This window comes from Bradyrhizobium guangdongense, from assembly GCF_004114975.1.
Classification (GTDB): Bacteria; Pseudomonadota; Alphaproteobacteria; order Rhizobiales; family Xanthobacteraceae; genus Bradyrhizobium; species Bradyrhizobium guangdongense.
In genome coordinates, this window is the sequence record NZ_CP030051.1 from 2,516,202 (window position 1) to 2,538,321 (window position 22,120).

The window sequence follows — 22,120 nt, forward strand, 5'->3', positions numbered from 1 at the left end:
TTTCACGTGCTGCTTTCAATCGGAGTGAACGAGATGAGCCCGTCCGGTGCCCTGGTCGCGATCCTGCCCTGTAACGATCTCGATGCGTCTGAGCGGTTCTACAACAGGCTCGGCTTTGCGCGCCCGGACAGCGAACGGCCTGCGGGAGAGGCGGACACCTATCGCATGCTGTCGAACGGCAAGGGCGGCTACTTGCACCTCACCGGCGCGGTCGAGGGCTGGCTGATCCCGGGCCAAAATCCGTTCGGCCTCTATCTCTACCTCGAGGACGTCGACGCCGCCGCGCGCGAGTTCGGGCAGTCCCCCGAGGACAAGCCGTGGGGGATGTACGAATTCGCGCTTTCCGATCCAGATGAGGCGTTGGTGCGGGTGGGGTGGCCAAGCCGGCTGCGCGCAGCAGTTTGAGGATCACAGCAAGGACTGGATCGTCCCCGTTAGTCCGACCCTTAGACGGATCGTAAGTCTTAGCAACTGTGGTTCCTTACAGTTGTTCAGAACCTCATGGCGGCCGTGCTTCATCACCGCAGCTAGCACGACTTTGGCAGATCTTTGATGTTGCCGCGCTTTATAGGATTTCCGAATCAATTGTTCAATGATTCGCGGCCGTCCTGCACGGGCTCGATGCCGGCGATCTCGACGAGCTTGCGGGCGGCGGTGGCAGGATCAGCGAGGGCGCGGGCAGCGGCGAATTTCATGTGGGCATCGATACGTTGGTCGCGAACCGCACCCTGAAAAGCCACCATGTAGATCAGCGCGCAGCCAATCAGGATGATCCACATAATCGACGCCACCAACAGCCAGTTGTGCGGATGTTTCATGATGATCACGAAGGAGAAGGTTGGCCTCACTGGATCAAAGGATTGTAATTCTCCGGAAAATTACGGACCAGGCACCAATTGCAAGAAAACCGGCGAATCACCTACATCGCCGATGGGCTGGAAGCGGAGACTAAAGATGAGAGTCGCTTCCTTGGAGAACCTTCTGACCTTGGCCACGCTGGTGTCGGCCGTTGTCGTCGTGCTGTGGGGGATCAGGATCTATCAGGGCGGGTGAACTGCCAACCGGCCAAAATCCCCCTATGATCCCCGCGCTCGGCATCGACCGTGAAGCAGCTCTGTGCGCCTCATCACAGTTTTGGGTCGAATAGGCAGAGATAATACCGTCCATCGGTTGGGTCGTCACCGGACCCGAGCACGATGGAGGGATCACATGTCGAAGCACTGCGAACTGGACCTGACCTCGCTGGAACGGGTCAGTGGAGGTATGCGCAACTTGGCTAATTCACCCGCTTACCACGGCATCAGGATCAGCAAAGAGCCTGGCACTGTGGGACAGGGCGATACCATCGACGGCATCCCGTGGGGCGGCGGCGAGGGCTCTTGGGGGACCTTCAATGGTAACCTGCCAGGGGCTGGCAATTGGGGAAACTAAGACCCGCTGCATGGCCGTAACTGCGAATCTGATAGCCTCCGCCTGCGACGGAATCCGGGGAGGCTGGACAGTTGCACCCAAGGCCGTGCGGCATAAATCCCGCACGGCCTCGGCTATTTTCCGGGTTCGGGCCGCGCGACCTCCCGAGCCGCATGCAAGGCCGCCTCGCGCGTCAACACCTCGGCCCGTAGACGGCGGCTATCTGACACTTTTGGAGCCCGCCAGACCGACAAGACCTGCGCGCTCGATCCAATGGCAAACATCCGCGACAACGTGAGCGTTGCTGAGCTGTCCTTCGTCATGGCCGCTGCGGAGCTGGCGGCTGAACGCATCGAGCAGGAAATTCGAATCGGCAATGACGACTGCGTCGGGGCAAGCGCAACGAGTGCATCCGCCATCCGCGGAGCCATCGAAGCTGGCCGAGCCAATCGGACCCTCATAACTTCGTCGAGGCAGTAAGACCGTGGCCGCGCGGTTCAGCTTGGAAACGCGCGGCCGATCTCGGAAGGCTCTTTGGCCGGTGCAGCCGAGAGTCTGATCCCCACCGAAGGGGCAGCATCAGAACGACATGGACGAACTCGCGCGCATGGAGGGAAGGTCTCAGGCTATGTGACGAGCTCGAAAGGGCGGGAAGCGGGTGCGTTCAATTCAGCGTCTGGTGAGCCGTGCTTGGACGCAGCAACTGAGTATAGCAGGCATCGATATCCGATTGATTGGGCGCGGGAAGCCTATCAGCGTTATCAAGCGCTTCAATCAATTCCGGTAGCCAAGCCGCGCTGTCTACGCTGCTGGAGAGTGCACTGCCTGCCGCTCCCTGGGTCTTCATGCCGGGAATTGAGGCCGAGATGACCTCACCGTAGATCGCGTCCAGAAGCATGCCTAACATGATCGCCATCCCCTTGTTGATTGGCGGCGACGCTACGCACGCAGTGTTTCAAAGGTGCTTCGTCGCTTCGGGAAATGGCTTCGTGGCGAGCAAAACACAAGTCCACTGCGTGAAACCTCACGGGTGGTTGTCAGATCGGGCCCTGTCCGCAATAGGCGGCGGCATCTGTGCGGCCGTCCTGCACCGGCTCGATGCCACGCTCGGAGAGCGGAAGCTCCGTTGGGCTTGCGTCTTCGTTGCCGTTTTCGCCCCGTCAAGGGGCTTGCTTGGCTGTGGGACTCGCGCTGGCAAGTGCGGCAACGATGCGCCGTAACGCGATGACCTCCGTCATCTGAAAGCGAAGATCGATCGGTCTTGCGTGAAACAGAATTTGCGAGTGACCTCGCTTGATCGGCATCGTCGCCTCCTGGCCAGGATGATGAAGGGCTTCAAAGTCCGTGGTCGAAGCAACGTTCCTATTTTTCCTGGCGCTCCAGTTCCGGTAAGCCGAAGCCCAGACGGGCTCGTCAGATCTGTTTATGCTGCGAGCGTGTTGTGTCTTGTGAGCGATTTTCTAAAGAGCGATGTAAAGCCCAGCGAAGGTTGCGGCGGAAGTGGAAAGATGGTGGCGCGCGCCGTCCCCGAAAACGGTGGACCGCTGACACAAAGCAAAAAGTCGCCCCGAAAAGGAGCGGCTTTGCTGTGTTTGATGATGAGGACGAATAGCGGGCTGCGAGTGCGTTGCCGGTCTGCTTGCCGATACGCCATCAAGCCGAGGCCGCAGAAGCCGAGGATCATCATCGCCCAAAGACCGATGAGTCTCGTGACGCCAGGCCCGAACGACAGCCGCTCTCGCCCTGGATCGACTTAATGGAGGCTTTGCCGGGTATTAGCCAGACGTGCCGAGGCTCGAATTTCATTGCTGCTGAAGCTGAGCCGCTTCCTCTTTCCCGGCAATCTACGGAGTTGCACTGGAACCCGGCCCCGATAGACTTCTGGAGGGTCGAGGGGAACGCATGGCTAAGCAGAACATTTCATCTTATGATTTGAGCTGGATTTTTCTTGAAGAATTGCAAGCTACCGAGGATTGTCCAACGGGCGTGGCGCTTGCTGTCATTCCGGACGGAGAGGGCGGCGGTTGGCGCGTTGTTATCGAGACACGCAGCCGCCAAATCATGACACCCAAATGCGCTCGCCGGGTCGCAATCATCGAGAGGAGGCTCAGATCTCTCTATACATTAGATGGGTGAGATCAGTGGGCCGCTTGATGGCAGCCCGCCTACTGCCCCAATTAACCCGGACCGCGGGCATCAAGCTTAACGCACGAGTTCGGTTGCCAAGTATGTGCGGCTGGCTACGCTGGTAGCGCCGGACATTTCCCTCATTTCCCCCGGCGCGAGCCGTCGTGCAGATAGCTGCTCGGCGGCTCTGTTCGGAGTTGCGCGATGTCCGCAGCGATACGAGTACAACAGGTTTCGGGATTTCAGATCGTATGCCGCCGGTGTGACAGCATCGGCATTATCTTCGACGGCAAGGAAAACACTCCTCCAACGACCTTGATCACCTGCAGGAATTGCGGTGCACCACGCGGCATGATGGGTGAGCTGCGCGCCCTGGCTTTCTCCGCTGATCTGTCTGAGTGCCAGCCTCGAGACTAACAGATCAGGAAGGGATCTGCCCAAGACTGCCACGAAAAGTAACCCGCTCCGCAGATGACCGATTGAGATTCGCAATGTCAGCATCACGCCAACGAATGGATCATCCGCTCTGGCCTCGGGCTGTCGTGCTCGCCGGCTTCTGCACGCTTGGGCTGGGAGCAATCTTCGTGCTAAGCTGGGTTCTGCTGGCCGTGCTCGGATATTAACGAGCCTGCCGGCACTCCTATTGCGCCGCCGCCAATGGCCCGATTGCCAGCACAACGAGAGTTGCCTACCTGCAGCCGGTCGATTTCGATGCGAAGCGCCAAAGCGCGGTCGAGACGAACCGGTTGAGCTTGACCAAGCGTCTCGATGTCGTAGCCGAGCATGGCAGCGGTCTCCTGCGGGACCCGCTGAAACCCGGCATTAGCGTCGCTCATGCCTCAGAGCCTCCGTGGCGACCCAACAGAGGGCTCCAGGCCGGGCCGCGGGCCGACCTGGGCTGTCGGTATCCCTCGGCACCTGAAAGTGTATCCGGTCGATGTGAAACTCATTTGGCCGATTACCAAAGCCCGCGGTAAACCACGAAAGCACCACGTGCCCGATATCTTATCGATGGCCGCAGAACAAATGCTGGCCGGCGCCAAATGGAAAACTGTGAGTTGGCGTAGCGGGACGAAAGGTCGGCTTAAAGTTCGTTTTGCTGCTCTCCGTGTCCGCACCGCCGACGGCCCTCCGCAGCGAATATGGGATGAAGGTCAGCAGCATCTCCCAGGCGACGGAGCCTGGCTCATTGGCGAGCAACGTACCTCCGGCGAGAAGAAATACTATATCGCCAATCTTCCGGCTGCGACGGATCTGCGCGCGCCGGCCGCCACCATCAAGGTACGGTAGATTTGTGAGCAGGCGCATCAACAGCTGAAGGAGGAGCTTGGACTTGATCACTTCGAAGGGCGATCTTGGCAAGGTCTTCATCGCCACGCCTTGATGACAATGATTGCCTACGCCTTCCTGCAACATCGCCGCCTCGCAAACGCGGGGCGGAACAAAAGGAATCAACGGTCCCCCGCCTCAGCCAACCATGCCAGCCGTACGTCACGCCATCGTCGATCTCATCCTTCGGCCGCCGTCTCAGCAGTGCCCTTATTGCCGAAAGCAAATCCTTGAAAAACGGTGGCTAATACAATCTGCCAATCACGGCGCAACACGTGGCGAGATGCGATGGAATTCGATGGTCTTGCGGCTTAGCGAGACGCTACCCGTTTTGAACCCGGCACTCGTCCACGCTCTTGCTTGGCTGTGACCCGCCTTGAGCGCGCTTTCGTTTCCCCACCATGCGCTGAACCTGTAGGCAGAACGGGGCAGCGGCCGGCCAAGAATTTCTTCGATCTCGGCAAACGTGAATGCGACGCATCGCTCACGGACGCACTCTAGCTTTACACGGAGGGGATCGTAGATCGACATCGAGATCGCCTACCTTGGCTTCTCAATGATATTCGGCAATACCGCCTCTAATGCAGCAGGCAAAAGACTGTGCAAGAACCCATCTCCTTCTTATTGCATTGGTTTAGAAAGCTAACATCCAATCCCAAGTCCGAGACAATCGCAAGTGGCCGAGAGCCGCCGGGCGGCGGCTCGGACTTTCGTCCCAACGGCATTTGCCAGGGCTTTCCTTCTTCGCTTGGGTAATCTTCGGATACAAATCTAATCCATCGAGGAATCTGGAGAGCGCATCGCGGCAATAGGCACCGTCAAGGGGTTCAACGTGAGCAAAGGCTATGGCTTCATTCGTCCGGAAGACGGGGACTAGATGTATTCGTTCACATCACCGCAGTGCAAAAGGCCGGTTACGGTGAGCTGGTAGAAGGTGTTCGAGTTAGCTATGAGCTCACGGCTAACCGGTCGGGCAGGAGTCGGCCGAGGACCTGAGGATCGGCTAAGCTGCGGACGGACGGCAGGGCCGGCAGTGGAGCAATTTTCGATCGCGCTCCATTGCATAATTTTTAAGGCAGGCGGCAATGAGCCAATACGTTGAGGCGCGATACGCGCTGCTTACACTGCACGCGGCTCGCGAGGCGTCGCCGGAACAAGCGCAAACGTTGCTGAGCAATCTCCTTACGGACCTCGGTTCGAGACAGCAGGACCGCGCCGATCACCGCGCGAGCGTGATCGCGGCCATTCGCCATCTTGTCCTGATTTTGCAGGAGCACAGGACACCGCCGGTGTTCTATTGGGAGACGGCGGCGCGCGCGGCGCACCTATGGTGTGAGGAAGCAGCCGAGTGACTGCGATATCGTTACCTCAACAGTACGGGGGTAGACCAGAGTGCCGCCAAATGCACGTGAGGAGCGCGTCAGTACAGAGCTCGTTTGCAATTGGGCTGAGGTGTGTAGCGAAGCTCGAGCAAAAGGCGTCTTCGGCACCAGGATTTTCTGGATTCGCCTTTTTTGTGCCTTCGGAGCTGGGCGGACCAAGGAAGACCGAGACCGGTGGTCTACACGGCGGAGGTATCTGGGGAGATCACCTGCTCTCCCGGATGCAAACGGTAAGCGGGCATGGTGTTCTTATTGCGTTTAATCCGAAATGGTGTTGGCCGATACTCTCGTTGAGGCGCACGCACGTTTAACGTTCTTGCAGGCAAAAGCAGTTACAATTGAGTTTTCGCGGAATTTAAGGAATTGCCATGACTTTTAATTGTGATGCCGAAACAGCGACTCTAGCAAGAGAAATGGCGGCCAAACAACTCGATGTTGAGAGCCAAGCGCTGTTGATCGAACGTCTCGAACGCGATGGCCATGACATGCTTGAGCAGCGACTGAAGCTCGCCAAAGACAGATCAGATCTCGCAAGACAGAAGGCCCAGCTAGCTCGCCTACCGAGAGATAATGTGCACAGTGGCGAACGTCGAAAGCTGGAGCGCATCGACGTCGACGAGGTAGCCTACATTTCGGGCGACGGCTCTAGCCTGCGCTGCCGGGTTATCAATATGTCGGCCCAAGGGGCCGCGATTGAGCTTCCGACCAAGCGGTATGTAAGTTCTACCTTTAAGCTTATGCTCGCAAAAGATCGTATCCTCAGAAGTTGCCGGCTTGTCTGGTCGAGTGGTGACCGGATCGGACTTTTGTTCGAGGATCATCTTTAAGTTGGCGATTAGGGCGAGTACTCATAAATTGTCGATGATGTCCGTTTCGCCCCGGTACAGACCGCCTTTGCGCAACCGCAGCAAATGACGCGATGGCCAGAAGCGGTCGTCATCGAGAGTTTCTACGCTTCGAAGTCGAAGCTGCGAAATCCTTCTCGGTCGGGGATAACTAGCTCCCGTTGCGTGTTCCCCACAAAAGTAGTCGTCCGTGAGGAGCGGCTAAGCGATTGAGGTAGAATCGCATTTATCGTTGTGGGCTGTTTTGGGATTGCAGGGATTTGATGCTTCGGGCCTCGGAACCTTGCGATTTCATTTTCAGGATTCCGTCGAATCGCCAGTCATGATTCCGTCGTCGCATCGGAGGTGGCGATGCGACCGAAGAAGCAAAGGACGACGGGATCTGGCGATCTGTTCCGGGCCAGACTGGACCAGATCATCAACATGAAGCACGAGCTGGTTCAGCTCGCCGGCAAGGTCGATTGGGACTGGGTCGACGGCGAGATCGCGCCGCTCTACAGCGAGAACGGCCGGCCGGGGATCGCGACCCGCTTCATGATCGGGCTGCTGCTGCTCAAGCACATTTACGGCCTGTCCGATGAGGGGGTGTGCGAGCGCTGGGTCCACGACCCGTATTTCCAGTACTTCACCGGCGAAGAGTTCTTTCAGCACGCCTTCCCGCACGAGCGCTCGGACCTGAGCCACTGGCGCAAGCGGCTCGGCGACAAGCTGGAGCTGCTCTTGGCCGAGAGCCTGCGGGTGGCGCACGAGGCCGGCGCGTTGCGCAGTCAGGACCTCAAGCGGGTCACGGTCGATACCACCGTGCAGCCGAAGGCCATCACCTTCCCGACCGATGCCAAGCTCTTGCACGCCGCGATCAAGGGGCTCAACCGTCTGGCGAGGAAGCACGGGGTCAGGCTGCGGCAGTCCTATCTTCGCATTGCCAAGACCGCGGCCATGATGGCGGGGCGCTACGCCCATGCCAAGCAATTCAAGCGGCATCAGCGGCAGTTGCGCATCCTGCGCAGCCGGCTGGGCCGGATCATCCGCGATATCCGCCGCAAGATCGAAGGTCAGACCGTGCTCGAGAACGCCTTCGTCCTCCCGCTCAGCCGGGCCTCCCAGATCCGCTCGCAGCAGCAGCGCCAGCGCGGCTGGAAGCTTTATTCCTTCCACGCTCCGGAGGTCGAGTGCATCGGCAAGGGCAAAGCAGCCGCCCCTTACGAGTTCGGGGTCAAAGCCTCCATCGTCACCAACAACCGCCGGGCTCCCGGCGGCCTGTTCGTGCTGCACGCCAGGGCGCTACCGGATAACCCGTACGACGGTCACACCTTGCGGGATGTCATCGACCGCACCGAGACACTCACCGGCTGTGCGATCGAGCGGGCCTATGTCGACAAGGGATACCGCGGCCATGACGCGCAGAACCCGCGCCGTGTCTTCATCTCCGGCCAGAAGCGCGGCGTCTTCGGGGTCATCAAGCGCGAGCTGCGCCGCCGCTCCGCCATCGAACCCATCATCGGACACCTGAAGGCCGATGGTCACCTCGGCCGCTGCTACCTCAAAGGCCGCGCCGGCGATGCGGCCAACGTCATCCTCTCCGCCGTCGGCCATAACTTCCGGCGCATCCTCGCATGGCTGAGAGCTCTCTGGTGCCTCTTCCTGGCCACCCTCATCGCCGCCAGCAGCGACGGCTCACCGCTCAAATCGGCTTCTTAACGGACGACAAAGTAAGAACTCCTGCCCAATGCAGTCGCGACAGTGCGCGCGATACAGTTTCGAGCGTCAATCCGAGGTAATCAGCAATATCGCGCCGGGACATTGGCAGAGACATAGTATTGGCCCCTGCTCGTCGATCCATCTCGCTCAAGAAGGCGGCAACTCGCTCCACCGACGTTTTGCGACCCGGAAGTAGCATATGATCTTCCGCATGCTCAAGGTTGCTGGTGAGCATGCTGAACAGGTTACGAGCGACCACAGCGTCTGCTTCGGCTACAGTTTGTAACGATTTCCTCTCGATCAGGCGGACGGTGGTCTTGACTACAGCTTCCGCCGTAAATCGGTGCCGTTCCCCGTTATTCAGCCCAAAGATGTCGCCCATCAAGTGGAAAGCTCCGATTTGTCGCCGACCATCTGACAGCATCTTGTAAGTTCTAACGGCGCCGCGCTTTACCTGATAGATGTGCTCCGCAGGCTCGTTCTCGCCATAAATTTCGGCGCCCTTTCGGTAGGTGAACTCAACGAGATTTACGGTTTGGTGAGACGCGCTGGCAAACCCAATATCGTCAATTGTATTGGGCTTTCGGCGATCCGCTACGCGCGCGAACATTGAGCAAGCTCCGCCAACATATCGAACCAATCGTGCGCGGAATGAGAGCTGCCACTCTGCCGACGCTGGCTCGCAAAAGGCAGTGTATTCGGGTGATGTACCTTCGATCCTTGTTACCAAGAGACAATGTTAGGTTGCGAGCCCGCTCGGCCGCTTTTGAAAAAGGCAATGGCAAAGGTCTGCTCCGGGTCGGGAAGCAGCACTGCCGTGAGGTTAGCGATAGGTGCAGAAGCGAAGTCTAGCCCAAAGCAGAATGAAAGAGGCCGTCACCTGAGGCGGCCTTAACATTTGTTGTTGGCCGGAGAACTACAGGCATGAAAATACCGCGCTGGAAATGCGGGGCATGCGGTGAAGTTGCTGACTGAGTATCTAGAAAGGGCTGTCCAGCTCGAACATCTTGCGCGTAGCGAGCGTGATTCCGCGTTCAAGGAGCAGTTGCTCCAGCAAGCCCGGTCCTATCGCAAGCTCGCGGCAAAGCGGGCGAAGGACTACGGCCTCCCGTCTCCAAGCTCGCCAGATGACGCGTAAGGTCTCGGTGCTGAGGCGGCCACACTCTTTCGGCGGTTCGGGATGCCGGATAACGGGACGCGCTGGGCAAGCAACTGGTACGACCTAGTGATGGCTATCCGTGAGCGCTCAAGCATTTCCTTCGTCAACTTGTCTTTGAGGCGACGCCTCTCAGGTAGTTCTCAAGGTAAATCTCGAGGAATTCTCGATCGATTGGCAACATAGGTGCGCGCCACTGCGCTTCAACACATCCCGCAGCCGCTCGGATGTCGCGCTCCACACCGTGAACGTGTGCAGCAACTTAGCGGCGAGATGTTTTAGATGAAGATTAGGTCGGGGGTGCTGTCGCTACTGTACCGCCGATGTTTGATCAATCCCGTAGAAACCAACGCCGCCCCACCTCGTTGAAGCAGCATCATTACGGAGGATGGAAGATGCGCATTTCAGCTCTGCTCACTATCCTGCTGCTCTCGTCTGGCCTCGCTTCCACTGCAGCAGTCGCACAACAATCGGAGAACTCTTCCGATACAAACCAGCCTCAAACGACTCCTGTCCAACCAGAGCGCACGCCACAACAGGCGGACCAGGCTCGCGAGCAGGACCGTCAGAATGCCGAAGACACTCGCGTGAAGCGGGACTGGACGGCGCAGCAACGCGATGAGGACCGCATGGGCATGGACCGCATGCGCCAGCAGCACATGGGCCGCATGATGGAAGACATGGATCATCGCACGATGGGTCGGAATCAGCGTATGCAGCGCAATGAAGACGAGATGGATCGCCACTTTCGATACTACGATGAAGATCGCCCCCACCGTCGCGTAAAGATTTGCTTTGAATATGATAACGGCGACGAATTCTGCCGTTATCGGGACTGAGTGGGGCCGCCAACCGTCCGCACAATATGGCCGGCGGCCCCGACCAGTCACTCGCAATCCTCCGACTTCAAGAGCATCAGCCATGACCGGCCACGAAAGGACCATGTTGACGACCGACCATGCACGCGCGGGGTGCTCGATAACGCGCTATTCGCCGCTGTTCCTAATGAAGCTGCTGGTGAGGGCGAGTCGCTTGGTCAGCGTGGCGACTCAGCTTATCGATCCCGCATGAGGCACGCCGCTGCCCATCCCTTGGCCGACCCCGCCACTGCGGCCCGCAAGCTCATCGAGAGAGGCCAGCGGCATCGAGCCGGTACAGGACGGCCGGATCTACATCGAGCTGGTCAACGTGCCGTTCCTCAAGATTGGCGGCAGCGGCGAGGAATCTTGCGCTGGCATCATGTCACTCAAGAGCGCGGCTGGATCGAGCTTCGCGAGTCGGGGACGTTTCTGCGGCTGACGCAAACAAACGCTCTCGCTTCACCGTGAGAGCTGCAGCTCTCGCCCGCTTTGCCCCGAGAAGCGGATCAAAAGCAGACGTGCTCAGAATTGGCGCGATGGACCAAAAGGGGAAAATGACTCAAGGTCGTTACACTGCTTGAGAGGACGCGACTCTTGCAATAACATGTTGCCCCAACAGGAGTGTAGCGACTACAGGGAGCTACGCTAGCGCCCTCGATCTGCACAACGACGGGATCGTCATCTCCCGCCTGGTAAACGCCGCGGTCGAGAAAGAACGGGTCGACGTTGGCAGCCTGGGAAGCCGAGCAGCAAATGAACAGCAATGCGAAATACAGGGTTACCCTCACAGCTTTCCTCAATTTTCTGCACCCCACGCTGCTACCACTACCAGAAGCAGTGAATGACGAGAATGGGCTGGTTCAAACGGAGCCACTGAGCGAAGGTCGGCTAATGGGATGGTCCGGCCGTGCTCCTGCCCCATCAGCAAGCGAAGCTGGCTAGGGGCGCCAAAGACAAGGAGCACGCCATATCTCAGACACCCAATACCGGAAGCCTCAGATCTATGGGCACGGTCAGAACGTTCGGCGCAGCTCATCGAGCGGTTTGCGCTGACATTCGAAGGGCTGGAAGCCGACGCTACCAGGGTGCGTGGGGCTACCAATCGGGGCGAGGCGCTGAAGATGTCCCATTGCGGTCAATTTGATCAGAGGAGCGCCAAGGACCGCGCGGAAACTTGCATCGGATCATTGCAGTTTTCGCCCGAGGTCTCTTAGGATCGCGTGCAGAAAATCACTCGCATGGTCGTACCGCGCCCCACCGCTCGCGAGTTCATGGGCGCGCGGCTCCACTACAGTACCGACGATTTCTGGCCCGACTAGATCAGCTGCTTCAGACCATTGCTGCAAGAGTCGGTCAGGAATGTATTCCGCAGACCCGAACAACCTCAAAAGGCACTCCTCTCCTTCGGCTTTGTGGTCGTGATGAGCTTTCGCTGCGTAGAAAGCGAATAATCCACGAAAAGCATCTCGGGAAACGGGTGGTTTTGCCATTGCAATTTCCCCGCGGAATGGAATGCTCAACGAAGAGGCCATCTAAAGGCGACCTCAGGAGTTCAATAGAGTGATCTAATATCTGGCCTTGAAACGCCCGCCGCAGCGTTGCCGTTAGTTCAGAAACCGAGTTTTAAACAGAGGTGAATGGAGCGTGCGAGCCCCGGTCACAGAAGCATGCCAAGATAATTCGCTTCTGCCAACAAGAATTTGATGATTGCCGGGAAATTCTGGCAAGTCCACGCGTATGTAGGTTTTGGCGAGCGAGGGATCACGATAATCTACGAAATTTACGTGCTCGACGAGCTTGCAATGCCTTGAGTTTGGATCTGGCTCCCAGCCAGGTCAGCCATCGCTCGCGCGAGCAGCATCGATAGACCCGGCTCCTCACTTTTCCCCGACTTCGCCCTGAGCACTTTCGCACCCTTCATCGGTGTCCCGTCGAAGCGCCGAACCGACGCCGCGTTGACCGGGTTGTACGTCTTCCGCTGCGATCTGTTGGTGATCGACTGAGCTTGCCATCTTGTTGCTCTGGTTGGCTGAGAAGTCGCTGCCGGCGACGCGATAGATCCAGGTGAATTCGTGCCCGAACCAGAGGCGGTATCGCGCAAGCGACTGAGCGCCGATTGTGACCTGTCCGCCGAGTTCATACCTCAGCCAGTTTCGGTCGGCCGCCGCCCGCAACAGTTTGCGAATATGGGCACGCGAGACTGCGAACTTGTCGCTCACATCTGACAGGGAAACGACGCCGGAGGCCCCCAGCCTTGTAATCTCCAGGTGACTGAGGATCTCCATGAAGATGTGGTACCCGCAATGGCGGTCCATGAAGATGCGCACCTCCGGGAGGGGCTCGAACAGAATGTGATGCTCGCGCCGGTAGGCCTCGACATTGCCTCGGACGAAACCCGACAGCACGCCAGGCGTGCGTGCCCATTCGGCGGGAGCTTTCGGCCAGGCGATCACGGGCTCGAGGGCGGAAAAGCGGATCGAGAGATTGTCCTGCATCGTCTCAATGAGGGCCGCCGTCGGACGCAACCGATGCGCCGGTCCGGGCGTGACCGGTTCGTCGGAAACAAGCATGCCACCCTGCCGCAGCAACGCAATCGCGTTTCGGACGGCCGTGGCTCCAGCAAGCTGTCCTTCCGCGCAAATCGCAACCAGCCTCCTCGCGTGGGCGCTCTCGGGGGCGTGCTCGTCGAGATAGAGGACCAGCAGTGCGACAGCCCAAGTCACGGTATCGACGATGCCGGCCCGCCGGGTCAGCGCAACGGAGTGGAAGTCGGCTAGGCCGCGGCAGAAGGCGAGCATAGCTTTGTCGAAATTCGGGTGTTCGACGCGACGCTCAGCTTCGCCTGAGATATCCGCAAGGTCGGGAAAGACGCGGCTCATCCCGCGCTGCGGCGGTAATCCCGTACAGGCCCTGGGCGGAATTGGAGTTCCGCGACCGAAGCTGCCGCACGCAGATGAACCGACGTTGCGGCTTGCTCCGCCCCTGTGCAGGTTTGTTCCATTGAAGCGCTCCAGCCAGTCAACTAAATCGCGCTGCCAAGGCATTGGTAGCGCGTTTTTCCGTGCGGGCAAGAGCGGCGGCCTTGGCCTCGCTCGCTGGTTCTGCCTTTTCGGCCCGCAGCGCCTGCTTTGTAGGATTCTCATGATCTGGAGTGCAATTTATAATTGTGGTCAGGCTTGACCGTTGTGTAGCCACTCCAAGGTGCGGGCCCACTACCGTGCCGATGGGTTTCATGGATGACATCGCGAATTGGAGAGATTGTCGTGCAAGTGAAGAGACTAACGATCGTGCGGATCAGATCATATGTGTGCGCAGCTGCCGCGCTGCTGCTCTGGATGTCGTCCGATGTTCCAGCTGGCGCGACGATCGCGCTCGATGGGGTGTTGAACGCCGTCGCAGACGCATCCATTAACGGAGATAGAGCAAGGGATCTTCAGCGAGAGCATTGGACCGGCACCCCGAAAACGCTGGCTACGAATGTTCTTGCCCGGGCGACTTTCGGGCCCGAATTCGTCACAGCTTCGGGAAACGCGGTTGCGACTTGGAATTCCGCGGACAACGGTTCGGTTTTCTTCCGCAATTACGGTTGGCATTTCATGAATCCGCAGCATGCCGCCGTCGCGGATCTGTCGCACAAGCTCGAGGTGAACGATTGGTCGTATACGTTCAGAGCCACCAGCGACGCCATCTTTGCGATGAATTGGGACATCAGGCTGGTCAGCGGGAATGGATTTGGCCTCAAGGGCTGGACGATCAGTTGGACTGGTGCCGACGCCACCGGATACACGCAACCCGACCTTTTCAATCCTACCGAGTCGGGAATTTTCGAAGGAGCCGTCCGGGCCGGTCGGTTCTATACGATAGCTATCCAGGGCGACGAGGATTTCATCCTCCGCAATGGAGGCCTCTCTATCCAGGACGCAAACTATTCCGGCTATATGAACGGCGCCTTTTCATGGTCGATTTCCAGCGTGCCGGAGCCTTCGACCTGGGCAATGATGCTTCTCGGATTGGCCGGCCTTGGCTATTTCGGTTATTGTCGCTCGGGCGCTGGCTATGCACGGAGAAGTGTGTAAGCGGCAAGACTTGCCACTGGCGCCAGTTCAACACCTAGCAGGTTGTTGCTGAGCGACTTGACCTAACTGCGACGGAGCTGAACCCGATGGCATTGTCGACCGCGGTCGATGAAGTTGCCCGCTTCCGGCTAAGTTATTCCCAGGCGCGAAGATCGCGTTTATGGGTGGTCGTCGAGCTTTGCGGCCTTTAAGCTGAAGCACAAATGCCAACGTCAACGGAGTAATGAGAGGCGGCATAGGTTAAGTAGCTGCGCCAGCGGCAACGCCTACGATGGGTCGCAGCGCTTTATGTTTGCTCCGGCAGTGTGCGCGCGCAGAATGGCACGCAAGCGAATCGGCTTGATCGGCTTGCGCAAAACGACGATGTTGCGGCGAGCTGCTCCGTCCATCACCGCTTTATCGGTCTCTGCCGTCATCAGAGTGAGACGAACTCGATTGCCAAAGGATTTTCCGACCTGATCGGCGAGGTCGAGTCCCGTCGCCCCATTTCCGAGACGATGGTCCAGTAGGACATGGGGCAGGGCATCTGGAGGCGAGGACTGCAGAACTTCAAGCAATTCCATCTCGTTACGACAGCTCACAACTGAAATGCCCCAACTGGTAAGCAATCTAGTCAGCGCATCCTCCACCAGCGCATCGTCTTCAAAAATGACCACCTTCTGCGTCATAGTGCTCTGAAGATCAGTTGAGGCATCAAGTCCGGTTGGAGTTCGAGGAGCCCTCTCTGCGCGGGGCACCTCGACGCTGAATAAGCTTCCGCGACCAACAGCTGATTTGCACGCGACCGGCCACTGCATGCCTGTGCATAGACGCCGGACGATCGAGAGGCCAAGCCCATACCCAAGCTCACGTGCCCTGCCGCTGTTGCCGACTTGATAAAACTCATCGAATATCTTCAGCTGTTCCTCTTGCGAGATCCCGATCCCAGTATCGACGACGCATATCCGGACGGCACGGCCGATCTTGCGCGCGCCCAGCAATATCGTTCCTTGGCGGGTATATTTCACAGCGTTCGAAAGCAGGTTGAGCAGAACTCGCTCGAGCAGGTCTGAAGGCGCCCAGCACCACAGGCTGGTCGGGACGGTCTTCAGACGCAATCCTTTCGCCTCTGCATCAGGGCGGAATTGGTCCGCCAACCGGACGAACAATGCTTGTAGTGAAATAGGGGCGGGGCGCGCCTGACGTAAACTCGCGTCTATGTCGGCGACCTTCAATATCGCGCTAAACTGGCGCTCAAGGGTCGTTACACATTCGATCACTCGCGTGGCGATATCGCGACGCGAGCCGTCATCTTTCGCGCTCAGTAGTAGAGGAGCATATAAACTCAGCGCCTGCAGGGGCTGCTTCAGATCATGACTGACAGAGGTGAAGAACCGAGTGCGCTCAGTCATAGCGTCTTCGACTAGCCTAGTCTGCAATTGCTGTCGCTCGAGCAATCCAGCGAGCTCCAATCGGCCCTCGATCAGCGCGGTAATATTGCGGCGTCCTAACACACCAAGAAACCCAACGAAGGGAAGTGCGAGCAGAAGCAAAGCAGCTCCCAGACGTGTAACATCCGTGCCTTGGGCCAGCAGCCAGCAAGCCGCCGGTAGTATACCAGCAAGCCCAGTTGCGATCAGCGAAGGTAGGAAAGGCGCCGCCGTATAGGCAGACGCAGCCGTGAGATTAATGATCCCCCATAGAGGAACTATCAGCGAGACGATATCGCCATGCTGGTACATCAGAATGGGACCCGAGCTCCAGGCAAGAGCCCTTGCGCCTGACGCAATTGCTCTTGCCCAAGCCCAACTCAATAGTTGGTTGTCTTTCGGCGCGTTGTGGCGAAAACTGCGGTCAAGCAATGAAAGGCAAATGTCGGCGCCGGCGATTCCGCCAAGCCAAAGCAACACGCGCATCCAATCGGCTCGACCAATATGGAGGCATAGGAGCGCGACAAGAATAGCTCCCAGTGTTGAGAATCCCAAAAAGAAGAATCGGCTGGTGTGTGGACGATACAGTGCGCGGATTCGCTCAGCAGCGACCGCATCGAATTTAGTATGAACTAGATCAGCCCGAGACGGGTCGCTTTGAATACCGCTTCCGTTCGGTTGCTTGCGCCAAGCTGCGCGAAAATGTGCTGCCAATGGTTTCTCACCGTGCTCTCTGAAATGTTCAGCCGTTCACTAATTTCCTTATCAAGGTACCCACCTGCTGCGAGAAGAACAATCTCCTGTCTGCGAATTGAAAGCGAGCCGTCACGCGCGCTGGTAAATTCCTTCTCGTCAAAGACCATTCCGCCGGCGAACAACGTTTCGATTGCAGATGCCAATTGAGTAACATCTCGATTTTTGGACAAGCACGCAACGCCACCTAGCTTCTTAACACGCGCAATGAGGTCCGAGGTGACGTCTGCACACAGGATGCCGAGACCCACATCGCAATGGCTAGGAGCGACCGTACGCAAAATCGATATGCCGTCTCCATCGGCTAGCCGGTAGTCGGCTAGGATCAGATCGATATCGGCCCTTGCGTCTACGAGTTGCAGCGCCTCTTGGGTGCCTGAAGCGACAACAACATCAAGATCATGGACCAGCTCGAAGAGAGCGCGTTTTAGCCCCTCCCGATAGATCGGGTGGTCGTCTACAAACAGCATCGTCCGCATGGAACTTACCTATCTCCTATGAAAAACCAAACGCAGAATTTGCGACTGCATCTGTCGATATCGATAGATAGACGGCGGCAACAATCAATTGCACCCTGCTGGGGTACCGTGCCTTAGGGAGGCATAAATAGCCAGCCCTGGCGATCGGCGCAGGTAGACCGCTTGCACGAAAACATGGAGCAGGAGAAATTTCCATGAGGCTCTCGGCGATTTTCTTTTGTATTGGTTTTGGTGGAGCAGCCATGGCTTCCTCTGCTCACGCTTCGATTGTCAATTACGACGCAACAAACCCTGCTGGCACCACCATTATACTTGCCGCGGGAACCTACCAGGTTCAGCTGATCGGCACTGCCGCAGGAGGCGCCTACGATGCTTGGGATCCCTGGTCAGGTGGGACGGTGTCAGGTTGTGACGGTACTGGCGCAAACTGCGCTCAAGGGTGGACCGACCGATTTACGATCTCCTTCAACGGTAATACAACGCAATATCTGTTGCCCAGCAGCTCGTACTTCTCCACGGCGACCCAAGCGCTCACGGCGTATACGACGAGCCCGCTGGATCAGCAGGTTAATGGAGGTCTGTCAACGCCGGCCCCCAATCCAATAACGTTTTCCCTCGCCGCGGCAACTCCGGTGACTTTTGGCGTCGCGGACTTTCCCTATAACGACAACACGGGAGGAGTGTCTCTTGACGTCACTCCGATGACGAGCGCTGTACCGGAGCCGTCGACGTGGGCGATGTTGATGGTGGGTTTTCTAGGTCTCGTCGGTCTAGCTAATCGGCGAAAATCGCGATCGCAGCTGGCTTAGGGTTGCTGCTTCAACGCTTGGCTGCTTTTGCATGCCGGTTGTGCACTCCCGTGCGGCACATAGATGGTTGCGCAGACGATGGCTATTGGTGCTGCAACACAGTCATTGGCCGGATCGGCGCTCTAACGAATCTAACGAACAAGGCTCACTCTTTTCCCGAGGTGGGCCACGCCCTCGATAATGCGGAACTACGGCTGGAGGCTTCACACAAGCCGAGCTATTTCGCTTCCACTTCGTTGGAGCTCCTCGATGCGCGCAATTGGGTTGATCATTGTAGGTATGTTCGCCGGCCTTGCCTGGTCTGTCGAGGCAAAGCAGTGCCCCGCGGACCCGTTCTTAGCATCTAAGACGATCTGGAATTGGGGCGAGTTCCGGACAGGAGAGGTTCGCACCGGCGTGCACCCATGCGGGCGCAAGATGACTTGCATCGGCGGAAAGATTTCGGGCAACGTCATCATCAAGCGATCATGTCATTGGGATTGAAGAAGGCTGATCGCTACTCCGTTCGACAGAGACGTGCGTGTGCTCTCTGGGCAAATCGTCCTTCGCCATCTTGTCGGCATTCGGCCTTTGTTGCCTGTCAAAAACTCATCGCGGTGTGAGCCTTGCTTAGAATTTTTCTGAAGTTCGAGGACGCCGACTCATTGAGGCGCAGCCATAGCTACGGCGTGTACCCACAGACGGTTCTCGCGGATCGGCGCGTGGGTGTCTGCCCCAGGGCGCGGCGGCGGCGGAATAGCGGGTATTTCTCAATTGCCGCTTTGGACCATACCTTCGAAGGCATGTCCAATCAGCAGATCAGCAGCGAAACCATTAGGCGCAAAGAACAGTTCCATCCGAGCCGGCGCGCTTCGAGAGGTCTCTTCGAGTGAAGACCGGGAGGAAACTCTAGGGCTGCCCCTTGACGCGCTCGAACGTTAAAATCCCAACTCCTTCACGCCCGTCAATCGGACTTTTATTCCTTTCGGTCTTGAGGATAAGCTTGTCGTCTCCGACAGAATAGAAACGAACCTGATCCGTTCCAAGTCGGCGACCATCCCACTCGATATCAATGTGATGGATCACTTTGCCGGGTGATAGCGTGTAAGTGCCGCCGTAAGCCAACATCCCCTTGTGCAGTTTGATCCGCTCCTCATCGCTGGGCTCGGCGCGCGGGCGTGGCTGATCGGCCGATACAAAAAACGCGAACATCCGGCCGTCGGCTGCGTAGCTCAGATAGCCGTCGGGTCTTTCGCCCAGTTGGTTGTAACGCTCACCGCTGGCAGCGACCTCTCGGACAAACGACTGCAGCTTCCATGTCCCGAGCAACGGATTTTCGTCGGCTACGGCGTACATTGAAGCAAGCACCATCAGAAACGGCAAAAGGAGCAACGTTCTTCGGGTCATGCGAACCTCCTGGTGATAGGTATGACATCGGCTACGAAACCTGAGTACGTGAAGGCAAACTTTGCCGTCGTTCAGACCGTCAAGCAAAAGAAGCGGCTGCTGGTAAGCGAGTGTGCTGGTACAAATTTATCGATCGAGCTTGAATGCGTCCTTTAAAAATGTCCTGATTGTGCCAGTTGCCCATTCCGTGGCCATGGGGTCGTGGCCCAGGTGTGGGCCGTGTGCAACACAGTCGTCCTTGTAGCTGAAGGGCTGGCTGGTCTCGGCATTGATGAGAAGCCCGCCGGGTCGTTCCTCAATCCTGCATTTTCGCACACTCTCATAGGTCGGAGCGAGTGCGGATGGCTGAGCGCCGAGCGGATTATCGAACGCGTGCGATGCGTTCTGGCATTCGGTCATCTCGACATCCTGGCCGTTTTTCCTGAGCCGCTCCACGTAACTTCTGCACGCCGAAACCGGATTGTAGTCGTCAGATGTACCGGCGAAGATCCGGATGGGCCGCTTCTCAACGTCGCCGTCGTCGATGTAGCTCGTCATACAATCGGGGTAAAACGGTAAATAGGCGACAAAATCCAGACCAGACCTATTCCACATCCGTTGAAACCTCTTCAGACTGGCGTACAGCGCGGCCTGACCGCCCCGCGAGAAGCCCATGAGAGCGATGCGTCGCGGATCGACGCGCGGGTGCTGGCCAACAACCTCGAGTGCACGATAAATGTCGAGGATGAAATTCAGGCGACCAAGCAGTGCTTGGTTGCTGTTCACTTCCGCTAGCCCGCGCCCAGTGAATCCGTCGAGCGCAAATGTCGAGATCCCGGCTGCATTGAGCTCTCTTGACCAATATTCGATTTTTGGCGCGAAGCCGCCAGAGCCATGCTGGAGCACGACGAGCGGCAGGCGACCAGTCCCCTGCGCGATGCGAAGCTCACCGGTTAGAGTGGTTGGCGTGCCGCTCGTATCGCCTGTAAGAAACTGCCGATCGGTCAGCGTCAATGTCTGAATCGATCGAAGCTCGGTTCGCGCGGCGAAATCTCTCACCCCAATCTCGGTGGCTGGAGCAGATGACGAGAAAGCGATTAGAGCAATAACTGCAGCGCCTTGGCAACGGACCTTCATAGCTCGTCCCTCCGATGCTCTTAAGACTTCTCATCCTCTGAAGTCATGCCCGACATTTGGGCGGACGGCCCCTTCATTGGGCGAGTGTTGTCGGTGGCGTAGAGGTCATCAGCAGGTGAATCAGCTCGGCTTGCCGTGACGTCTTCGTTTTATTGAAGATCCGGTGCAAGTGGGTTTTGACCGTAGCCTCGCTGATACCCATGAGGGCTGCCGCTTCTGATAGGCTGAGCCCCGGGAGGAGCGCGTTAAGGACGCGCAGCTCCCCCTCCGTGAGGCCGTAGAGCCTCGCGAAAGCAGCATTGGCCGGCGAGACGGCCTTGACCGGATCCTGAACGAAAACCGCCGCCATTGCTGTGAAGTGACGCGCAGCGCGCGCGCCCACGGACAACGCCGCAACATGAGCGATAAACCCCGAACCTGCCCCATCGGACAGCGCTATGGCGCGACCAGGCCGTCGCACCGGCTTGAAATCCCGTTCGATCTCGCGCAGTTCGGCCGTAAGCAAGTCCTGACCCCTTTGGTCGGTAGCGACGAGTCTGCCTTCCTTGAGCCGGAGGACTTTGCCGGCCCTGACCTGGTCCCGCGCCACGCGATTCAAATACGCCACCCCACCGTCGGCGCGAATGAAGTAGACGCCCGTACTTAGAGCCTCGAGACTTGCTTCGAACATCTCCGAAGCAAGGCGCTTTGCGTTTATGCTGCGGAACATGCGTACCGCCCTGGCAATGTGCGGAGCAATAATGCGCATCCGGGCCAAGTCGCCATCCGTGTAGCGTTCGTCCGTCCGAACGGCTTCAAGAATGGCTCTGCTGCTCTCTCCCGTCGGCATCACCACCATGAGTGTGTCGAAAATATCTTGATCTCGCCATGGCTCGGCGCTGCCGATGGTGATGTGTGGGGCCACCTGGCTTTGAGCGACTGGCTCGCCCGGGGTGATGAACTCGACTTCGCGGGAGCTTACTGGCTCTGCTCGAGACGGATAGGAAGAAATGCGGTGCTCACAACCCGCCTCCACCGAGAACACGAGCCGCTCTTCATCGTTGTCGATCACGATCCTGCAACCGGAACTCCCACTAATTGCTGCCAGCCGGTGCAGCGCGCCGAACCACGGCTCCGATGCCAAGGCGCTCTCGTAGATCGTCAGAATGGTCTCTGAGAGGGGTTCAATGGGCATTTTCGATCGACCCACGCCTCCGGATCAACAGACCCCCACATACCGCAGGCGATCGGGAGCGATGATCCCTTTTTAGAGTACCAGAACACTCGCACAGCGGAAGCCGTGTCG

At 58.1% G+C, this 22,120-nt stretch carries 21 protein-coding genes and 2 pseudogenes; 11 read left to right on the plus strand and 12 right to left on the minus strand.

Annotated features, from left to right (window positions below; translation table 11 throughout):
• Positions 1–33: 33 nt before the first annotated feature.
• Positions 34–405, plus strand: a complete 372-nt coding sequence (locus tag X265_RS12050; RefSeq protein ID WP_128965014.1) for a VOC family protein — start codon at positions 34–36, stop codon at positions 403–405.
• Positions 406–581: 176 nt separating this feature from the next.
• Here X265_RS12050 and X265_RS12055 read toward each other — a convergent pair whose 3' ends face one another.
• The gene (locus X265_RS12055; protein WP_128965015.1) at positions 582–818 is read right to left on the minus strand and encodes a hypothetical protein; all 237 of its coding nucleotides are present in this window, start codon (positions 816–818) and stop codon (positions 582–584) included.
• Positions 819–1,209: 391 nt separating this feature from the next.
• Between X265_RS12055 and X265_RS12060 the strand changes: the two genes are divergently transcribed.
• Complete coding sequence (locus X265_RS12060; protein WP_128965016.1) at positions 1,210–1,431, plus strand: hypothetical protein; 222 nt, start codon at positions 1,210–1,212, stop codon at positions 1,429–1,431.
• Between the two features lie 643 nt (positions 1,432–2,074).
• On the opposite strand, the gene X265_RS12065 is transcribed toward X265_RS12060, so the two are convergent.
• Positions 2,075–2,317 carry a hypothetical protein gene (locus X265_RS12065; protein ID WP_128965017.1) on the minus strand — a complete coding sequence of 81 codons (243 nt, stop codon included), beginning with the start codon at positions 2,315–2,317 and terminating at the stop codon, positions 2,075–2,077.
• Positions 2,318–3,312: 995 nt separating this feature from the next.
• Here X265_RS12065 and X265_RS12070 point away from each other — a divergent pair.
• Positions 3,313–3,546 (plus strand): hypothetical protein, encoded by a 234-nt coding sequence (locus tag X265_RS12070; RefSeq protein ID WP_128965018.1) that lies wholly within the window; start codon positions 3,313–3,315, stop codon positions 3,544–3,546.
• Between the two features lie 578 nt (positions 3,547–4,124).
• On the opposite strand, the gene X265_RS12075 is transcribed toward X265_RS12070, so the two are convergent.
• The gene (locus tag X265_RS12075) at positions 4,125–4,322 is read right to left on the minus strand and encodes a hypothetical protein (RefSeq protein WP_128965019.1); all 198 of its coding nucleotides are present in this window, start codon (positions 4,320–4,322) and stop codon (positions 4,125–4,127) included.
• Positions 4,323–4,419: 97 nt separating this feature from the next.
• Between X265_RS12075 and X265_RS12080 the strand changes: the two are divergent.
• A pseudogene (locus X265_RS12080) lies at positions 4,420–5,100 on the plus strand (transposase); the annotation flags it as partial.
• Between the two features lie 27 nt (positions 5,101–5,127).
• Here the strand turns inward: X265_RS12080 and X265_RS12085 are convergent.
• Positions 5,128–5,397 carry a DUF7662 domain-containing protein gene (locus X265_RS12085; RefSeq protein WP_128965020.1) on the minus strand — a complete coding sequence of 90 codons (270 nt, stop codon included), beginning with the start codon at positions 5,395–5,397 and terminating at the stop codon, positions 5,128–5,130.
• A gap of 268 nt (positions 5,398–5,665) precedes the next feature.
• Here X265_RS12085 and X265_RS12090 point away from each other — a divergent pair.
• From X265_RS12090 to X265_RS12105, 4 genes and pseudogenes are all read left to right on the plus strand, one after another.
• A pseudogene (locus X265_RS12090) lies at positions 5,666–5,873 on the plus strand (cold shock domain-containing protein).
• Positions 5,874–5,951: 78 nt separating this feature from the next.
• Positions 5,952–6,218 (plus strand): hypothetical protein, encoded by a 267-nt coding sequence (locus tag X265_RS12095; protein WP_128965021.1) that lies wholly within the window; start codon positions 5,952–5,954, stop codon positions 6,216–6,218.
• A gap of 398 nt (positions 6,219–6,616) precedes the next feature.
• The gene (locus tag X265_RS12100) at positions 6,617–7,075 is read left to right on the plus strand and encodes a PilZ domain-containing protein (RefSeq protein WP_244659515.1); all 459 of its coding nucleotides are present in this window, start codon (positions 6,617–6,619) and stop codon (positions 7,073–7,075) included.
• Between the two features lie 369 nt (positions 7,076–7,444).
• Positions 7,445–8,791 carry an IS5 family transposase gene (locus X265_RS12105; RefSeq protein ID WP_128963208.1) on the plus strand — a complete coding sequence of 449 codons (1,347 nt, stop codon included), beginning with the start codon at positions 7,445–7,447 and terminating at the stop codon, positions 8,789–8,791.
• Here X265_RS12105 and X265_RS12110 read toward each other — a convergent pair.
• Positions 8,775–9,401 carry a helix-turn-helix domain-containing protein gene (locus X265_RS12110; protein WP_128965022.1) on the minus strand — a complete coding sequence of 209 codons (627 nt, stop codon included), beginning with the start codon at positions 9,399–9,401 and terminating at the stop codon, positions 8,775–8,777. The two genes, X265_RS12105 and X265_RS12110, sit on opposite strands and share 17 nt — an antisense overlap.
• Before the next feature lie 941 nt (positions 9,402–10,342).
• Between X265_RS12110 and X265_RS12120 the strand changes: the two genes are divergently transcribed.
• Positions 10,343–10,786 carry a hypothetical protein gene (locus X265_RS12120; RefSeq protein ID WP_128965024.1) on the plus strand — a complete coding sequence of 148 codons (444 nt, stop codon included), beginning with the start codon at positions 10,343–10,345 and terminating at the stop codon, positions 10,784–10,786.
• Between the two features lie 1,205 nt (positions 10,787–11,991).
• Here the strand turns inward: X265_RS12120 and X265_RS12135 are convergent.
• Complete coding sequence (locus tag X265_RS12135; RefSeq protein WP_128965026.1) at positions 11,992–12,297, minus strand: hypothetical protein; 306 nt, start codon at positions 12,295–12,297, stop codon at positions 11,992–11,994.
• Positions 12,298–12,684: 387 nt separating this feature from the next.
• Positions 12,685–13,851 (minus strand): hypothetical protein, encoded by a 1,167-nt coding sequence (locus X265_RS12140; protein WP_128965027.1) that lies wholly within the window; start codon positions 13,849–13,851, stop codon positions 12,685–12,687.
• Between the two features lie 219 nt (positions 13,852–14,070).
• Between X265_RS12140 and X265_RS12145 the strand changes: the two genes are divergently transcribed.
• Entirely contained in the window at positions 14,071–14,883 is an 813-nt protein-coding gene (locus X265_RS12145) for a PEP-CTERM sorting domain-containing protein (RefSeq protein WP_164938535.1), read from the plus strand.
• Between the two features lie 266 nt (positions 14,884–15,149).
• Here the strand turns inward: X265_RS12145 and X265_RS12150 are convergent, their stop codons facing one another.
• Both X265_RS12150 and X265_RS12155 read right to left on the minus strand, forming a co-directional pair.
• Positions 15,150–17,006 carry an ATP-binding response regulator gene (locus tag X265_RS12150; protein WP_164938536.1) on the minus strand — a complete coding sequence of 619 codons (1,857 nt, stop codon included), beginning with the start codon at positions 17,004–17,006 and terminating at the stop codon, positions 15,150–15,152.
• A complete protein-coding gene (locus X265_RS12155) occupies positions 16,925–17,524 on the minus strand; it encodes a response regulator transcription factor (protein ID WP_128965030.1) in 600 nt (199 codons plus the stop codon). The genes X265_RS12150 and X265_RS12155 overlap by 82 nt, the downstream gene beginning before the upstream one ends.
• A 194-nt stretch (positions 17,525–17,718) precedes the next feature.
• On the opposite strand from X265_RS12155, the gene X265_RS12160 reads away from it, so the two are divergent.
• The gene (locus X265_RS12160; RefSeq protein ID WP_128965031.1) at positions 17,719–18,333 is read left to right on the plus strand and encodes a PEPxxWA-CTERM sorting domain-containing protein; all 615 of its coding nucleotides are present in this window, start codon (positions 17,719–17,721) and stop codon (positions 18,331–18,333) included.
• A gap of 888 nt (positions 18,334–19,221) precedes the next feature.
• Here X265_RS12160 and X265_RS12165 read toward each other — a convergent pair.
• From X265_RS12165 to X265_RS12175, 3 genes are all read right to left on the minus strand, one after another.
• On the minus strand, positions 19,222–19,719 hold the full coding sequence (locus tag X265_RS12165; protein ID WP_128965032.1) for a lipocalin-like domain-containing protein: 498 nt from the start codon (positions 19,717–19,719) through the stop codon (positions 19,222–19,224).
• A gap of 126 nt (positions 19,720–19,845) precedes the next feature.
• Positions 19,846–20,835: a dienelactone hydrolase family protein gene (locus X265_RS12170; protein ID WP_128965033.1), complete on the minus strand. Its 990-nt coding sequence runs from the start codon at positions 20,833–20,835 to the stop codon at positions 19,846–19,848.
• A 73-nt stretch (positions 20,836–20,908) separates the two neighbouring features.
• The gene (locus X265_RS12175) at positions 20,909–22,009 is read right to left on the minus strand and encodes a helix-turn-helix transcriptional regulator (protein WP_128965034.1); all 1,101 of its coding nucleotides are present in this window, start codon (positions 22,007–22,009) and stop codon (positions 20,909–20,911) included.
• Positions 22,010–22,120 lie beyond the last annotated feature (111 nt).

Bases quoted from the DNA above. Each gene is read 5' to 3' on its own strand.
- X265_RS12060 (WP_128965016.1), top strand. From the start codon at position 1,210: ATGTCGAAGCACTGCGAACTGGACCTGACCTCGCTGGAACGGGTCAGT.
- X265_RS12050 (WP_128965014.1), top strand. From the start codon at position 34: ATGAGCCCGTCCGGTGCCCTGGTCGCGATCCTGCCCTGTAACGATCTC.
- X265_RS12170 (WP_128965033.1), bottom strand. From the start codon at position 20,835: ATGAAGGTCCGTTGCCAAGGCGCTGCAGTTATTGCTCTAATCGCTTTC.
- X265_RS12140 (WP_128965027.1), bottom strand. From the start codon at position 13,851: ATGCCTTGGCAGCGCGATTTAGTTGACTGGCTGGAGCGCTTCAATGGA.
- X265_RS12105 (WP_128963208.1), top strand. From the start codon at position 7,445: ATGCGACCGAAGAAGCAAAGGACGACGGGATCTGGCGATCTGTTCCGG.
- X265_RS12165 (WP_128965032.1), bottom strand. From the start codon at position 19,719: ATGACCCGAAGAACGTTGCTCCTTTTGCCGTTTCTGATGGTGCTTGCT.
- X265_RS12155 (WP_128965030.1), bottom strand. From the start codon at position 17,524: ATGCGGACGATGCTGTTTGTAGACGACCACCCGATCTATCGGGAGGGG.
- X265_RS12135 (WP_128965026.1), bottom strand. From the start codon at position 12,297: ATGGCAAAACCACCCGTTTCCCGAGATGCTTTTCGTGGATTATTCGCT.
- X265_RS12160 (WP_128965031.1), top strand. From the start codon at position 17,719: ATGAGGCTCTCGGCGATTTTCTTTTGTATTGGTTTTGGTGGAGCAGCC.
- X265_RS12175 (WP_128965034.1), bottom strand. From the start codon at position 22,009: ATGCCCATTGAACCCCTCTCAGAGACCATTCTGACGATCTACGAGAGC.
- X265_RS12085 (WP_128965020.1), bottom strand. From the start codon at position 5,397: ATGTCGATCTACGATCCCCTCCGTGTAAAGCTAGAGTGCGTCCGTGAG.
- X265_RS12110 (WP_128965022.1), bottom strand. From the start codon at position 9,401: ATGTTCGCGCGCGTAGCGGATCGCCGAAAGCCCAATACAATTGACGAT.
- X265_RS12065 (WP_128965017.1), bottom strand. From the start codon at position 2,317: ATGTTAGGCATGCTTCTGGACGCGATCTACGGTGAGGTCATCTCGGCC.
- X265_RS12075 (WP_128965019.1), bottom strand. From the start codon at position 4,322: ATGCTCGGCTACGACATCGAGACGCTTGGTCAAGCTCAACCGGTTCGT.
- X265_RS12095 (WP_128965021.1), top strand. From the start codon at position 5,952: ATGAGCCAATACGTTGAGGCGCGATACGCGCTGCTTACACTGCACGCG.
- X265_RS12100 (WP_244659515.1), top strand. From the start codon at position 6,617: ATGACTTTTAATTGTGATGCCGAAACAGCGACTCTAGCAAGAGAAATG.
- X265_RS12070 (WP_128965018.1), top strand. From the start codon at position 3,313: ATGGCTAAGCAGAACATTTCATCTTATGATTTGAGCTGGATTTTTCTT.
- X265_RS12055 (WP_128965015.1), bottom strand. From the start codon at position 818: ATGAAACATCCGCACAACTGGCTGTTGGTGGCGTCGATTATGTGGATC.
- X265_RS12120 (WP_128965024.1), top strand. From the start codon at position 10,343: ATGCGCATTTCAGCTCTGCTCACTATCCTGCTGCTCTCGTCTGGCCTC.